This window comes from Streptomyces sp. NPDC090127, from assembly GCF_044746945.1.
Classification (GTDB): domain Bacteria; phylum Actinomycetota; class Actinomycetes; order Streptomycetales; family Streptomycetaceae; genus Streptomyces.
Window position 1 is genome coordinate 151,524 of record NZ_JBIVDE010000010.1, and the last position, 13,385, is coordinate 164,908.

Below are 13,385 nucleotides of genomic sequence, written 5' to 3' on the forward strand. Positions count from 1 at the left end.
CGGTCGACCGTGGCAGGCGACACACCGTCTCGGAAGCGACGCTTCCGGCTTCCCGGGAAGCCGGAGGCGGATCAGGGCGGCTCGAACCCGGCGGACGTGGCCCAGGAGGCCACCGAGGCCGAGCAGAACGCCCTCCTGCCCTCCCTCGGCGCACGTGACGACGAGCGAGGCCCCTCGGCCTCGCTCGAAGCTGCCACCACGCAGGAACCGGAGGAACAGGACGCCTCCAGCGGCGGGCGCCGCCCGGGCGTCGTCAAACGCGTCACCGACCCGGCGCGCGCCCAGTTGGACCGTATGAAGCTCGACCGCGCGCGGATCGACGCCGTCAAACGCGGCGTGAAGCGTGGCGGCGAGAGCGCCAGAGCGGGCATCGGCTACCTCGCCGACCGGATCATCGAGATCGCCCCCCGCGTCCCCGTACGGGACCTGGCGACCCTGCGCAAGCACTTCCCCGGGCTCGGCCCCGAGCAGATCGCCGACAAACTCGTCGCGGGCGCCTGCAACGCCAGCTCGACCGTCGGCGCCGGCGTCGGCGCGGCCGCGATGCTGCCCGTGCCCCCGGCCATGCCCGCCGAACTCGCAGCCGAGATCACCGGCGTCGCCGCGATCGAGCTCAAGCTCATCGCCGAACTCCACGAGGTCTACGGCATCCGGCCCCCCGGCACGCTCACCCAGCGGTCGACGGCCTACCTGACCTCCTGGACCGAGGAGCGGGGCATCGACCCCACCAAGCCGACCACCGTCAACGCGGCGCTCGGCGGCCAGCTCAAGCGCGAGCTGCGCCAGCAGATCATGAAGCGCATGGTGCGCAACCTGCCGAACCTGATGCCGTTCATGGTCGGCGCCGCCGTCGGTGCCGTGATGAACCGGCGGGACACCAGGAAGCTCGCCGAGCACGTCCGCAAGGACCTGCGCAAGCGCCAGGTGCCCTGGAGCGCCCTGGAGGGGCTGCCCCCGCTGGAGCAGCCCGAGAACCCCAAGGAGATCGGCTTCTAACCCTCGGCGCGGGCCGCCTCGATCGCGGCGGCCAGGCCCTCGGGGTCACGGCTGGAGAGATACACGTACGGCGTCGGGTCCTGCGGGTCCGTGACCTCGATCCGGACCGCGCGCGGCACATAGCCGCGCAGTACCATGAAGGCCCGCGGATCGGCCTTGAACGTGCGCCAGGCGCGTGCCTCCTCCTCGTCCAGCACCTCCGGCGTCCCCAGCGCCGAGGCGGGGATCCGCGCGTCACCCGCGACCAGCGAACCGGACACCACCCGGATCCGCGCCGAGCCGTACGAGGACACGGCCACGGCCGCCAGCGCACCCGCGACGAGCACACCGCCCAGCGTCGGGACCGTACCCAGCGGGAACATGACCAGGCCGCCGCTGAGGCCCAGCAGAGCGGCGATCACCCACCAGGAGCCGGGAGCGGTCAGCCGCTCGTCGAAACGCGGCACCGCGGCCGCCGAAGCGGCCGGAACGGGGGAGGAGGCGGAAGGCTGCATGCGTCCAAGCTTGGCACGGCGCGACCCGCGCCTGGCCTCGCGGGTAAGGTCTGCGCCTGTGACCGCAACATCTCCCGCACTCACCCCGCCGGCCGACGCCATACCGCCGGTACGCCACCCCGACGCGCCCGCCCCGGGCGAGCCGCTCGGCGCGCACTACGCGCACTGTTTCGGGTGCGGCGGCGGGCAGCCCCACGGACTCCACCTGGAGGCCCGGGCCGGCGAGGGCGTGACCGTCACCGCCGAGTTCACGGTGACCGCCGACCACCAGGGCGCCCCCGGCCTCGCGCACGGCGGCGTCCTCGCCACCGCGCTCGACGAGACCCTCGGCTCCCTGAACTGGCTGCTGCGGGTCATCGCCGTCACCGGACGCCTGGAGACCGACTTCGCCCGGCCCGTCCCCGTCGGCACCGTCCTGCACCTGCAGGCCGAGGTCACCGCCGTGCACGGCCGCAAGATCTACTCGACCGCCGTCGGCCGGATCGGCGGGCCCGAGGGCCCCGTCGCGGTCCGCGCCGACGCCCTCTTCATCGAGGTCAAGGTCGACCACTTCATCGACAACGGCCGCCCGGAGGAGATCCAGGCCGCCATGTCCGACCCCGACCAGGTCCGGCGCGCCCGCGCCTTCGAGGTGAACCCCTGATGACCAACCCCCCTCTCGACGTCCTGATCCGCCGCGTCGACCCCGACGTACCGATCCCCGCCTACGGCCACCCCGGCGACGCCGGCGCCGATCTCGTGACCACCGAGGCGGCCGTCCTGGCCCCCGGTGAGCGGGCCGTGCTGCCCACCGGCGTCTCCATCGCGCTCCCCGACGGCTACGCCGCCTTCGTGCACCCGCGCTCCGGCCTGGCCGCGCGCTGCGGAGTCGCCCTGGTGAATGCCCCAGGGACCGTGGATGCCGGGTACCGTGGAGAGATCAAGGTGATCGTGGTCAATCTGGACCCGCGCGAGAGCGTGCGGTTCGAACGGTTCGACCGGATTGCCCAACTGGTCGTCCAGCAGGTCGAGAAGGTGCGCTTCCACGAGGTGGCGGAGCTTCCCGGCTCGGCGCGGGCCGAGGGGGGCTTCGGGTCCACCGGCGGTCATGCCGACGTGGACGGCACCACGGGTGGGAATCGATACGCTTCGGTCGTATCCGACCGGGAAGGACAGTGACGTGTTCGGACGTCGCAAGAAGAGCGGTACCGCTGAGGACGCGGCGGGCGAGGCCGAGCAGGTCGTCGACGAGGTCGACACCGACGACACGGCCGGCGCGTCGCGTCGGATGAACCTTCCGCCGGCGCCCCGGCCCGACGGACCGTGGGACGTCTCCGAGGTCTCCAAGCCGGAGGACGGCCGCGTGGACCTCGGTGGCATCTTCGTGCCCGGGGTCGAGGGCATGGAGCTGCGGGTCGAGGTGGCGGGCGACGCGATCGTCGCGGCCACCGTCGTGCTGCAGAACAGCGCCGTGCAGCTGCAGGCCTTCGCCGCGCCGAAGAAGGAAGGCATCTGGGGCGAGGTCCGCGAGGAGATCGCTTCCGGCATCACCCAGCAGGGCGGTGTCATCGACGAGGTCGAGGGCCCGCTGGGCTGGGAGCTGCGGGCGCAGGTCCCGGTGCAGCTGCCCGACGGCACCGGCGGTGTGCAGCTGGTGCGCTTCGTGGGTGTCGACGGACCCCGCTGGTTCCTGCGCGGAGTCATCTCCGGCCAGGGCGCCGTGCAGCCGGAGGCCGCCGGCCTGCTGGAGCAGATCGTCCGGGACACCGTGGTGGTCCGGGGCGACGCACCGATGGCCCCGCGCGACCCCATCGTCCTCAAGCTCCCCAACGACGCGCAGATGGTGCCGGACGGCGTGCAGCAGGACGAGCAGGAGGGCTCCCGCTTCTCCGGAGGCATGGGCCAGCTCCAGCGCGGACCGGAGATCACCGAGGTCCGCTGACCCGGTTCTCCCCGCGCTCCGATCGAGGCCGGTGGGCCGCATTCCGAACAGCTTGTCCGGAATGCGGCCCACCGGTGCGTTCGGGCTCTGGCCGGGCGGACCCTCGTCGGCCCATACTGACGGGCGCACATGGTCGACGAGGGGGAGCACCGCGATGAGTGAGAGCAGCGCCAGGTCCGGCACGGCGGTCGCCGAGGACCCGACCGGCGGGCCGATGGTCCGCGTCGAGGGCCTGCGCCGCTCGTACGGTACGGGTGAGGCCGCGGTCCACGCGCTGCGCGGGGTCTCCTTCGACATCCCGCGCGGGGAGCTCGTCGCGCTGAAGGGCCGCTCGGGCTCCGGCAAGACCACCCTGCTCAACCTGGTCGGCGGCCTGGACAGCCCCGACGGCGGCCGGATCACCATCGACGGGACGGACCTCGCGCGGCTCGGCGAGGACGGACTCCTGGAGCTGCGCCGGGACAGCATCGGCTTCATCTTCCAGTCCTTCGGGCTCATCCCGATCCTGACCGCCGCCGAGAACGTGGGCGTACCGCTGCGGCTGCGCAAGGCCGACCCCGCGGAGCGCGAGGAGCGGGTCGCTCTCCTTCTCGCCCTGGTCGGCCTCGCCGACCACGCGGCCCAGCGGCCCGGCGAACTCTCCGGCGGCCAGCAGCAGCGCGTCGCCATCGCCCGGGCCCTCGCCAACAAGCCGGCCCTGCTGATCGCCGACGAGCCGACCGGCCAGCTCGACGCGGAGACCGGTCTCGCGGTGATGCACCTGCTGCGCGCGGTCGTCCGCAGCGAGGGCGTCACGGCCCTGGTGGCCACCCACGACGCCCAGCTCCTCGGCCTCGCGGACCGGGTGCTCGAACTGAACGACGGCGAGATCGTCGAGCACTGACCGGCCCGGCGCAGCGAGATCGTCGAGCACTGAGGACGGGGTGCCGCCCCGGACCGCGCGCTGCACGCGGGCCGGCGGTTCTTTGACGCGGGCCGTCCCCGTCCCTCGCGCGGGCCGGTCGTCGCCCCTCGGCGGCGTCTCGTCAGAATCGCGTCAATACGGCTGGTCACGTGTGCCACTGGTGCGGAATGTCCGATTCGCTGGACGTAAGGTCGTGCCATGGGACGCGGCAAACTACGGATCTACCTCGGCGCGGCACCGGGCGTCGGCAAGACGTACGCGATGCTCTCCGAGGGGCACCGCCGCGTCGAGCGCGGTACGGACTGTGTCGTCGCCCTCGTGGAGCACCACGGCCGCCCCCGTACGGAAGTGATGCTGCACGGCCTGGAGCAGGTCCCGCGCCGGACGCTGCAGTACCGGGACGCGAGCTTCACCGAGATGGACGTCGACGCGGTCCTGGCCAGGAGACCGGCGGTCGCGCTCGTCGACGAGCTGGCGCACACCAACGTCCCCGGCTCCCGGAACTCCAAGCGCTGGCAGGACGTCGAGGAGCTGCTCGCCGCCGGGATCGACGTCATATCCACGGTCAACATCCAGCACCTCGAATCGCTGGGCGACGTCGTCGAGTCGATCACCGGCGTCCGCCAGCAGGAGGCCGTCCCCGACGAGGTCGTACGCCGGGCGGACCAGATCGAGCTGGTCGACATGTCGCCCCAGGCGCTGCGCCGCCGCATGGCCCACGGCAACATCTACAAGCCCGACCGGATCGACGCCTCGCTCGCCAACTACTTCCGCCCCGGCAACCTCACGGCCCTGCGCGAGCTGGCCCTGCTCTGGACCGCCGACCGGGTCGACGAGTACCTCCAGCAGTACCGGGGCGAGCACGGCATCCGCTCCACCTGGCAGGCCCGCGAGCGCATCGTCGTCGGCCTCACCGGCGGCCCCGAGGGCCGCACCCTCATCCGGCGCGCGTCGCGCCTGGCGGAGAAGGGCGCGGGCGGCGAGGTGCTCGCCGTCTACATCGCCCGCAGCGACGGGCTCACGGCCGCCTCACCGAAGGAACTCGCCGTCCAACGGACCCTGGTCGAGGACCTCGGCGGAACGTTCCACCACGTCATAGGCGACGACATCCCCTCCGGCCTGCTCGAATTCGCGCGCGGCGTCAACGCCACCCAGATCGTCCTCGGCTCCAGCCGCCGCAAGACCTGGCAGTACATCTTCGGACCCGGCGTCGGCCAGACCGTCGCCCGCGAATCGGGCCCCGACCTCGATGTCCACATCGTCACCCACGAAGAGGTCGCCAAGGGCCGCGGACTTCCCGTCGCCCGCAGCGCCCGGCTCGGCCGCTCCCGGATCATCTGGGGCTGGCTGACCGGCATCGCCGGTCCGGCCCTGCTCACCCTGCTCCTCACCCACATCGACGCCGACCTCGGCCTCGCCAACGACATGCTGCTGTTCCTGGCGCTGACCGTCGCCGCGGCGCTGCTCGGCGGGCTCCTGCCGGCCCTCGCGTCGGCCGCCTTCGGATCGTTCCTGCTCAACTGGTTCTTCACCCCGCCGCTGCACCGCGTGACCATCGCCGACCCCAAGAACATCGTCGCGATCGCCGTCTTCTTCGGTGTCGCCGTGGCCGTCGCCTCGGTGGTCGACCTGGCCGCCCGGCGCACCCACCAGGCCGCCCGGCTGCGCGCCGAGTCCGAGGTGCTCTCGTATCTGGCGGGCAGCGTGCTGCGCGGCGAGTCCAGCCTGGACGCCCTGCTCGAACGGGTCCGGGAGACCTTCTCCATGGAGTCCGTCGCCCTCCTCGAACGCGAGAGCGACGTCGAGCCGTGGACCCGGGCGGCGAGCGTCGGCCAGCACCCCGCCGCCCGACCGGAGGACGCGGACGTCGACATGCCCGTCGGCGAGCACCTGGCGCTCGCCCTCACCGGCCGCGTCCTGCCCGCCGAGGACCGGCGCGTACTCGGCGCCTTCGCCGCGCAGGCCGTCGTCGTCCTGGACCGGCAGCGCCTCGTCGACGAGGCTGAACAGGCCCGCAAGCAGGCCGAGGGAAACAAGATCCGCACCTCGCTCCTCGCGGCCGTCAGCCATGACCTGCGTACCCCCCTCGCCGGCATCAAGGCGGCCGTCTCCTCCCTGCGCTCCGACGACGTCGACTGGTCCGAGGAGGACCGGGCGGAACTCCTCGCGGGCATCGAGAACGGCGCCGACCGGCTCGACCACCTGGTCGGTAACCTCCTCGACATGTCCCGGCTCCAGACCGGTACGGTCACCCCGCTCATCCGCCCCATCGACCTGGACGAGGTCGTCCCCATGGCGCTCGGCGGCGTGCCCGACGGGAGCGCCGAGCTGGACATCCCCGAGACCCTGCCGATGGTCGAGGTCGACAAGGGACTCCTGGAGCGGGTCGTCGCCAACGTCGTGGAGAACGCCGTCAAGTACAGCCCCGACGGCACACCGGTGAACGTCTCCGCCAGCGCCCTGGGCGACCGGGTCGAGCTGCGCGTCGTGGACCAGGGGCCGGGAGTGCCGGACGAGAGCAAGGAACGCATATTCGAGCCGTTCCAGCGGTACGGAGACGCCCCGCGCGGCTCCGGCGTCGGCCTCGGCCTGGCGGTCGCCCGAGGCTTCGTCGAGGCCATGGGCGGCACCATCGCGGCGGAGGACACCCCCGGCGGCGGCCTGACGATGACGCTCACCCTGAAGGCCGTGACGCGCCGGTCCCCGCAGTCCCCGCAGCCGCTGCCGTCGACCGACCCCGACCTGTCCGCCCGGGTCGGCACATGAGCGCACGGTCCCCCGGCCGCCCGCAGGCGCCACCCGGCCCTCCGGGTCCTCCCGACCCTCCCGGTCCTCTCGCATCCCTCGGCCCTCCGGCATCTCCGGGTCCTCCCGTACCTCCCGGTTCTCCCGCGTCCCTCGGCCCTCCGGCACCACCCGGTCCTCCCGTACCTCCCGCACCACCCGGTCCTCCGGCACCTCCTGGGCCTCCCGCACCACCGTCCCGTTCCTCCCGACGTACGCAGCAGAGAGAAGGAAGCCCTCGATGACCCGGGTTCTCGTCGTCGACGACGAGCCGCAGATCGTCCGCGCGCTGGTGATCAACCTCAAGGCGCGCAAGTACGAGGTGGACGCGGCCCCCGACGGCGCCACCGCCCTCCGGCTCGCCGCCGAGCGCCACCCCGACGTGGTCGTCCTCGACCTCGGCCTGCCGGACATCGACGGCGTCGAGGTCATCAAGGGGCTGCGGGGCTGGACCCGGGTGCCGATCCTGGTGCTCTCGGCGCGCCAGACCTCCGACGAGAAGGTCGAGGCACTCGACGCCGGCGCCGACGACTACGTCACCAAGCCCTTCGGCATGGACGAGCTGCTCGCCCGGCTGCGCGCCGCCGTACGCCGGGCCGAGCCGGTCGGCGGCGGGGACGACGGCGTCGTGACGGTCGAGACGGAGGACTTCACGGTCGACCTGGCCGCCAAGAAGGTCCACCGGGACGGGCGGGACGTCCGCCTGACGCCGACCGAGTGGCACCTGCTGGAGGTGCTCGTCCGCAACAGCGGCCGCCTGGTGAGCCAGAAGCAGCTGCTCCAGGAGGTCTGGGGCCCGTCGTACGGCACCGAGACGAACTACCTGCGGGTCTACATGGCCCAGCTGCGGCGCAAGCTGGAGGCCGACCCGTCGCACCCGCGGCACTTCGTCACGGAGCCGGGAATGGGCTACCGCTTCGAGCACTGATACGGGACGCGCGGGCCCGGCGGCCCGGCGACCCGGCTCACGGTCCGGCCGGCGGGCGTGTCGACGGACGTGCCGACGGGCGTGTCGCCGGATGTGCGGCCGGCCATGTCGCCGTACGTGCCTACGGACGTGTCACCGGACGTGCCTACGGACGTGCCTACGGACGTGTCACCGGACGTGCCGACGGGCCTGCCGACGGACGTGTCGGTGCAAAGGCCGATACCTGATTCTTCGGGGCGATCCGGGCCGGTTCGGCTGTCGGCGGGGGCCGGTACGCTTTCTGTATGAGTGCCGCACCCCGTACGGAGAAGCCGGCCGGACGCTTCCGCCGGATGCTCGACCGGCTGTCCACCTCGCAGGAGGACCTGGAGTCGGAAGAGCTTCAGGAGGACGCCGAGGCGTCGGGCTGCACGCGCATCTGCGACTGCTCCGACCGCCAGATAGTCAAGGTGACTGGTACGTTGCGCACGGTCACGCTGCGCCCCCGGGCCGGCGTGCCCGCCCTCGAGGCCGAGCTGTTCGACGGCACGGCCCCCTTGGACGTGGTGTGGCTGGGCCGGCGGTCCATCGTGGGCATAGAGCCGGGCCGCAAGCTGATCGCCTCCGGCCGGATCTCCATGAGCCACGGCCGGCGGGTCCTCTTCAACCCCAAATACGAGCTCCGACCGCTCGGACAGGAGTAGCCGGTGACGTCGCTCGACAAGCCGACGACGGATCAGGACGGCCAGGACGGCCAGGACGGCCTGGGCGGTCAGCCCTCCCCGACGTCCCAGGACGCCGCTCAGGACGCGTCCCAGGAACGGCAGGCGGCGAAGGAGGTCACCGAAGCCGCGCTCTTCGAGGCCTTCGGAGGCCTGCGCGGCATGATCGAGACGGTCGTGCCCGGTCTGCTCTTCGTCACGATCTTCACGATCAACAAGGACCTGCACATCTCGGCGATCGCGGCGCTCGGGGTCTCCCTGGCGCTCGTCGCCGTCCGGCTGATCCGCCGGGACACCGTCAAGCACGCCTTCAGCGGCGTCTTCGGCGTGGCGTTCGGCGTGGTCTTCGCGATGATGACCGGCAACGCCAAGGACTTCTACCTGCCGGGCATGCTGTACACGCTGGGCCTCGCCCTGGCGTACATCATCACGACGATCGCGGGCGTGCCGCTGATCGGCCTCATCCTGGGCCCGGTCTTCAAGGAGAACCTGTCCTGGCGGACCCGTAACCCCGGCCGGAAGAAGGCGTACGCCAAGGCCAGCTGGGCCTGGGGCCTGATCCTGCTCGCCAAGTGCGCGATCCTCTTCCCGCTGTACTGGTGGGCCGACACCACGCAGTTCGGCTGGGTCCTGGTCGCGCTGAAGATCCCGCCGTTCCTGCTCGCGGTGTACCTGACGTGGGTCTTCCTGGCGAAGGCCCCGCCGCCGATCGACGTCTTCGCCGAGATGGAGGCGGAGGAGGAGGCCGAGAAGGCCCGCAAGGCGGCCGCGGCACGGCAGCCGGAGTAGTACGCAGCGCTGCTGCGGCACGGCAGCCGAGTAGTACGAAGCGCTACGGAGAAGGGCCCGGGACCTCGCGAGGTCCCGGGCCCTTCTCCGTACGCACGTAGGGCGCCGTCGCCGTCAGTTCTTCGGCGCGCCCTCTTCGCGGCGGACCGAGAGCAGGTCCTCCAGCTGCTCCTCGCGGGCCTGCGCGGCCACGAAGAGGAGCTCGTCGCCGGCCTCCAGCGTCTCCTCCGGGCTCGGGGTCAGGACCCGGGAGCCGCGGATGATCGTCACCAGGGAGGTGTCCTGCGGCCAGGCCACGTCGCCCACGGCCGTGCCCGCGATCGCCGACTCCGGCGGCAGCGTCAGCTCCACCAGGTTCGCGTCGCCGTGGCTGAAGCGGAGCAGCCGGACCAGGTCGCCCACGCTCACCGCCTCCTCCACCAGGGCCGACATCAGACGCGGCGTCGAGACGGCGACGTCCACGCCCCACGACTCGTTGAAGAGCCACTCGTTCTTCGGGTTGTTCACCCGGGCGACGACGCGCGGCACGCCGTACTCGGTCTTCGCGAGCAGCGAGACGACCAGGTTGACCTTGTCGTCGCCGGTGGCCGCGATGACCACGTTGCAGCGCTGCAGCGCCGCCTCGTCCAGCGAGGTGATCTCGCAGGCGTCGGCCAGCAGCCACTCCGCCTGCGGCACCCGCTCCACCGAGATGGCGGTGGGCGCCTTGTCGATCAGCAGGACCTCGTGGCCGTTCTCCAGGAGCTCGCCCGCGATGGAGCGGCCCACCGCACCCGCGCCCGCGATTGCGACACGCATCAGTGACCGCCCTCCTCAGGACCCTCGGCGAACGCCGCCTCGACCTTGCCGATCTCGTCGATCCGCATCATCACGTGCACGAGATCGCCCTCCTGCAGGACCGTCTGCGAGGAGGGGATGACCGCCTCGCCCAGCCGGGTGAGGAACGCCACGCGCACACCCGTCTCGTCCTGCAGCTTGCTGATCTTGTGGCCGATCCACGCCGCGGAGGTGTGCACCTCCGCCAGCTGCACCCCACCGCTGGGGTCGCTCCACAGCGGCTCCGCGCCGGACGGCAGCAGGCGCCGCAGCATCTGGTCGGCGGTCCAACGGACCGTGGCGACCGTCGGGATGCCCAGTCGCTGGTAGACCTCGGCGCGCCGGGGGTCGTAGATCCGGGCCGCCACGTTCTCGATGCCGAACATCTCGCGCGCGACCCGCGCGGCGATGATGTTGGAGTTGTCACCGCTGCTCACGGCGGCGAAGGCACCGGCCTCCTCGATCCCCGCCTCACGCAGGGTGTCCTGGTCGAAGCCGACGCCGGTGACACGGCGCCCGCCGAAACCGGAGCCCAGGCGGCGGAAAGCCGTCGGGTCCTGGTCCACGACCGCGACGGTGTGGCCCTGCTGCTCCAGGGTCTGCGCGAGAGCGGCTCCCACTCGCCCGCAGCCCATGATGACGATGTGCACGTCCCCTTACCCCGCACTCCTGATCGCCCTGCTGACCTGCGAAAACACCCTGCTCACAACTTTCCTCACCCGACTGGCCCGGGCCGTGGCGGACAGCGCCCTGCCGTGCTGCCCGATCCGAGCTTATGCGGCAACCCCGGACGGGACCGCATCCGAGGTCCCGCCAGGGAGATTCCGTGCGGATTGGGGGTCGCGGTGAGCATGGCCGTTTTCGAACGCTTACGATCCTCTCCGTGTCCAAACTGACCGACCTGCCCAAACGGATCCTGATCGGACGGGCTCTGCGGAGCGACAAGCTCGGAGAGACCCTGCTCCCCAAGCGCATCGCCCTCCCCGTCTTCGCCTCCGACCCGCTGTCCTCGGTGGCGTACGCACCCGGCGAGGTGCTGCTCGTCCTGTCGATCGCGGGTCTGTCGGCCTACCACTTCAGTCCGTGGATCGCGCTGGCGGTCGTCGTCCTGATGTTCACGGTCGTCGCCTCCTACCGGCAGAACGTGCACGCCTACCCGAGCGGCGGCGGCGACTACGAGGTCGCCAACACCAACCTCGGGCCCAAGGCCGGCCTCACCGTCGCCAGCGCCCTGCTCGTCGACTACGTCCTGACGGTCGCCGTCTCGATCTCCTCAGGGATCGAGAACCTGGGCTCGGCCATCCCGTTCGTGGTCGAGCACAAGGTCCTCTGCGCGGTCGGCGTCATCCTGCTGCTGACCCTGATGAACCTGCGCGGGGTGAAGGAGTCGGGCAGCCTCTTCGCCATCCCGACGTACGTCTTCGTCGCCGGCGTCTTCATCATGATCGCCTGGGGCGCGTACAAGGGGCTGGTCCTCGACGACACCATGAAGGCGCCCACCGCCGACTTCGAGATCAAGCCCGAGCACGAGGGGCTGGCCGGCTTCGCGCTCGTCTTCCTGCTGCTCCGCGCCTTCTCCTCCGGCTGTGCCGCCCTCACCGGCGTCGAGGCGATCTCCAACGGCGTCCCCGCCTTCCGCAAGCCGAAGTCGAAGAACGCCGCCACCACGCTCGCCCTGATGGGCGGCCTGGCCGTCACCATGTTCTGCGGCATCATCTTCCTGGCGATGGCCACCGACGTGCGGATGGCCGAGAACCCGGCGCACGATCTGCTCCGCAACGGTCAGCCGGTCGGCGAGAGCTACGTCCAGGACCCGGTCATCTCCCAGGTCGCGGCCGCCGTCTTCGGCGACGGAACGTTCTTCTTCGTCCTCCTCGCCGCCGCCACGGCGCTCGTCCTCTTCCTGGCCGCCAACACGGCGTACAACGGCTTCCCGCTTCTCGGCTCGATCCTCGCCCAGGACCGGTACCTGCCGCGCCAGCTGCACACCCGCGGCGACCGGCTCACCTTCTCCAACGGCATCGTGCTCCTCGCCGGCGCCGCCATGCTGCTGGTCTGGGTCTACGGGGCCGACTCGACGAAGCTGATCCAGCTCTACATCGTCGGTGTCTTCGTCTCCTTCACCCTCAGCCAGACCGGCATGGTCCGGCACTGGAACCGGCACCTGAGGACCGAGAAGGACCCCGCCAAGCGCCGCCACATGGTCCGCTCCCGCGCGATCAACGCCTTCGGTGCCTTCTTCACCGGCCTCGTCCTCGTCGTCGTCCTCGCCACCAAGTTCACGCACGGCGCCTGGGTGGCCCTGCTCGGCATGGTCATCTTCTACGGCACGATGTCGGCGATCCGGCGCCACTACGACTCGGTCGCGGAGGAGATCGCGGCGGCCGAGGAGCGCCCCGACGAGTACATCCGCCCGTCCCGCGTCCGCTCCGTCGTCCTCGTCTCCAAGCTGCACAAGCCGACCCTGCGCGCCCTCGCCTACGCCAAGCTGCTGCACGCCAGCGAGCTGGAGGCGCTGAGCGTCAACGTCGACCCGGCCGAGACCAAGGCGCTGCGGGAGGAGTGGGACCGGCGCGGGATCAACGTCCCGCTCAAGATCCTCGACTCGCCGTACCGCGAGATCACCCGGCCGGTCATCGAGTACGTGAAGAACATCCGCCGCGAGAGCCCGCGGGACGCCGTCTCGGTCTACATCCCCGAGTACGTCGTCGGCCACTGGTACGAGCACCTGCTGCACAACCAGAGCGCCCTGCGCCTCAAGGGCCGTCTGCTCTTCACGCCGGGCGTGATGGTCACCTCGGTCCCGTACCAGCTCCAGTCCTCCGAGGCCGCGCGCAAGCGGGCCCGGAAGCGGCAGGACTGGAGCGCGCCCGGATCGGTGCGGCGCGGCCCGGTCGAGAAGCGGGCGAAGGAACCGACCGGAAAGGGCACGTAGACTGGTGGGGGGGGGGGGGGGGGCGGCCCCCCGCCCAATATTTATTGGGGAGGCCCGCACGAGGTAAAACACCCTTTATTTGTTTTTTGGGGGTGGTTTAGGGTGTGGTTGTTGGGC

13 protein-coding genes are annotated in these 13,385 nt (G+C 71.5%); 10 read left to right on the plus strand and 3 right to left on the minus strand.

Annotated elements, in window-relative coordinates:
- Positions 1-9: 9 nt before the first annotated feature.
- Positions 10-996 carry a hypothetical protein gene (locus tag ACIPPS_RS30920; protein ID WP_401438933.1) on the plus strand — a complete coding sequence of 329 codons (987 nt, stop codon included), beginning with the start codon at positions 10-12 and terminating at the stop codon, positions 994-996.
- Here the strand turns inward: ACIPPS_RS30920 and ACIPPS_RS30925 are convergent.
- Positions 993-1,490: a DUF3093 domain-containing protein gene (locus tag ACIPPS_RS30925; protein ID WP_401438936.1), complete on the minus strand. Its 498-nt coding sequence runs from the start codon at positions 1,488-1,490 to the stop codon at positions 993-995. The genes ACIPPS_RS30920 and ACIPPS_RS30925 overlap by 4 nt on opposite strands.
- A 58-nt stretch (positions 1,491-1,548) precedes the next feature.
- On the opposite strand from ACIPPS_RS30925, the gene ACIPPS_RS30930 reads away from it, so the two are divergent.
- The 8 genes from ACIPPS_RS30930 to ACIPPS_RS30965 all read left to right on the plus strand — a co-directional run bounded on the left by ACIPPS_RS30930 (position 1,549) and on the right by ACIPPS_RS30965 (position 9,517).
- Positions 1,549-2,133, plus strand: a complete 585-nt coding sequence (locus tag ACIPPS_RS30930; protein WP_401438939.1) for a PaaI family thioesterase — start codon at positions 1,549-1,551, stop codon at positions 2,131-2,133.
- Positions 2,133-2,648 carry a dUTP diphosphatase gene (gene dut, locus ACIPPS_RS30935; RefSeq protein ID WP_401438941.1) on the plus strand — a complete coding sequence of 172 codons (516 nt, stop codon included), beginning with the start codon at positions 2,133-2,135 and terminating at the stop codon, positions 2,646-2,648. The genes ACIPPS_RS30930 and dut overlap by 1 nt, the downstream gene beginning before the upstream one ends.
- A 1-nt stretch (position 2,649) precedes the next feature.
- Positions 2,650-3,411 (plus strand): DUF3710 domain-containing protein, encoded by a 762-nt coding sequence (locus ACIPPS_RS30940; protein WP_401438944.1) that lies wholly within the window; start codon positions 2,650-2,652, stop codon positions 3,409-3,411.
- Between the two features lie 154 nt (positions 3,412-3,565).
- The gene (locus tag ACIPPS_RS30945; protein ID WP_401438947.1) at positions 3,566-4,294 is read left to right on the plus strand and encodes an ABC transporter ATP-binding protein; all 729 of its coding nucleotides are present in this window, start codon (positions 3,566-3,568) and stop codon (positions 4,292-4,294) included.
- Between the two features lie 219 nt (positions 4,295-4,513).
- Complete coding sequence (locus tag ACIPPS_RS30950) at positions 4,514-7,081, plus strand: ATP-binding protein (protein ID WP_401438950.1); 2,568 nt, start codon at positions 4,514-4,516, stop codon at positions 7,079-7,081.
- A gap of 259 nt (positions 7,082-7,340) precedes the next feature.
- A complete protein-coding gene (locus ACIPPS_RS30955; protein WP_401438953.1) occupies positions 7,341-8,027 on the plus strand; it encodes a response regulator in 687 nt (228 codons plus the stop codon).
- A 284-nt stretch (positions 8,028-8,311) separates the two neighbouring features.
- On the plus strand, positions 8,312-8,710 hold the full coding sequence (locus ACIPPS_RS30960; protein WP_401438956.1) for an OB-fold nucleic acid binding domain-containing protein: 399 nt from the start codon (positions 8,312-8,314) through the stop codon (positions 8,708-8,710).
- A 3-nt stretch (positions 8,711-8,713) separates the two neighbouring features.
- A complete protein-coding gene (locus ACIPPS_RS30965; protein WP_401438959.1) occupies positions 8,714-9,517 on the plus strand; it encodes a DUF3159 domain-containing protein in 804 nt (267 codons plus the stop codon).
- A 114-nt stretch (positions 9,518-9,631) separates the two neighbouring features.
- Here ACIPPS_RS30965 and ACIPPS_RS30970 read toward each other — a convergent pair whose 3' ends face one another.
- Complete coding sequence (locus tag ACIPPS_RS30970; protein ID WP_401438961.1) at positions 9,632-10,315, minus strand: potassium channel family protein; 684 nt, start codon at positions 10,313-10,315, stop codon at positions 9,632-9,634.
- Positions 10,315-10,983 (minus strand): TrkA family potassium uptake protein, encoded by a 669-nt coding sequence (locus ACIPPS_RS30975; protein WP_315893327.1) that lies wholly within the window; start codon positions 10,981-10,983, stop codon positions 10,315-10,317. Before ACIPPS_RS30975 ends, ACIPPS_RS30970 begins: the two co-directional genes overlap by 1 nt.
- A 233-nt stretch (positions 10,984-11,216) precedes the next feature.
- Between ACIPPS_RS30975 and ACIPPS_RS30980 the strand changes: the two genes are divergently transcribed.
- On the plus strand, positions 11,217-13,268 hold the full coding sequence (locus ACIPPS_RS30980; protein WP_401438964.1) for an APC family permease: 2,052 nt from the start codon (positions 11,217-11,219) through the stop codon (positions 13,266-13,268).
- Positions 13,269-13,385: the final 117 nt, after the last annotated feature.

Excerpts from the sequence above, each read along its gene's own strand:
- dut (WP_401438941.1), top strand. The coding sequence starts at position 2,133 with ATGACCAACCCCCCTCTCGACGTCCTGATCCGCCGCGTCGACCCCGAC.
- ACIPPS_RS30955 (WP_401438953.1), top strand. The coding sequence starts at position 7,341 with ATGACCCGGGTTCTCGTCGTCGACGACGAGCCGCAGATCGTCCGCGCG.
- ACIPPS_RS30960 (WP_401438956.1), top strand. The coding sequence starts at position 8,312 with ATGAGTGCCGCACCCCGTACGGAGAAGCCGGCCGGACGCTTCCGCCGG.
- ACIPPS_RS30925 (WP_401438936.1), bottom strand. The coding sequence starts at position 1,490 with ATGCAGCCTTCCGCCTCCTCCCCCGTTCCGGCCGCTTCGGCGGCCGCG.
- ACIPPS_RS30945 (WP_401438947.1), top strand. The coding sequence starts at position 3,566 with ATGAGTGAGAGCAGCGCCAGGTCCGGCACGGCGGTCGCCGAGGACCCG.
- ACIPPS_RS30950 (WP_401438950.1), top strand. The coding sequence starts at position 4,514 with ATGGGACGCGGCAAACTACGGATCTACCTCGGCGCGGCACCGGGCGTC.
- ACIPPS_RS30970 (WP_401438961.1), bottom strand. The coding sequence starts at position 10,315 with ATGCGTGTCGCAATCGCGGGCGCGGGTGCGGTGGGCCGCTCCATCGCG.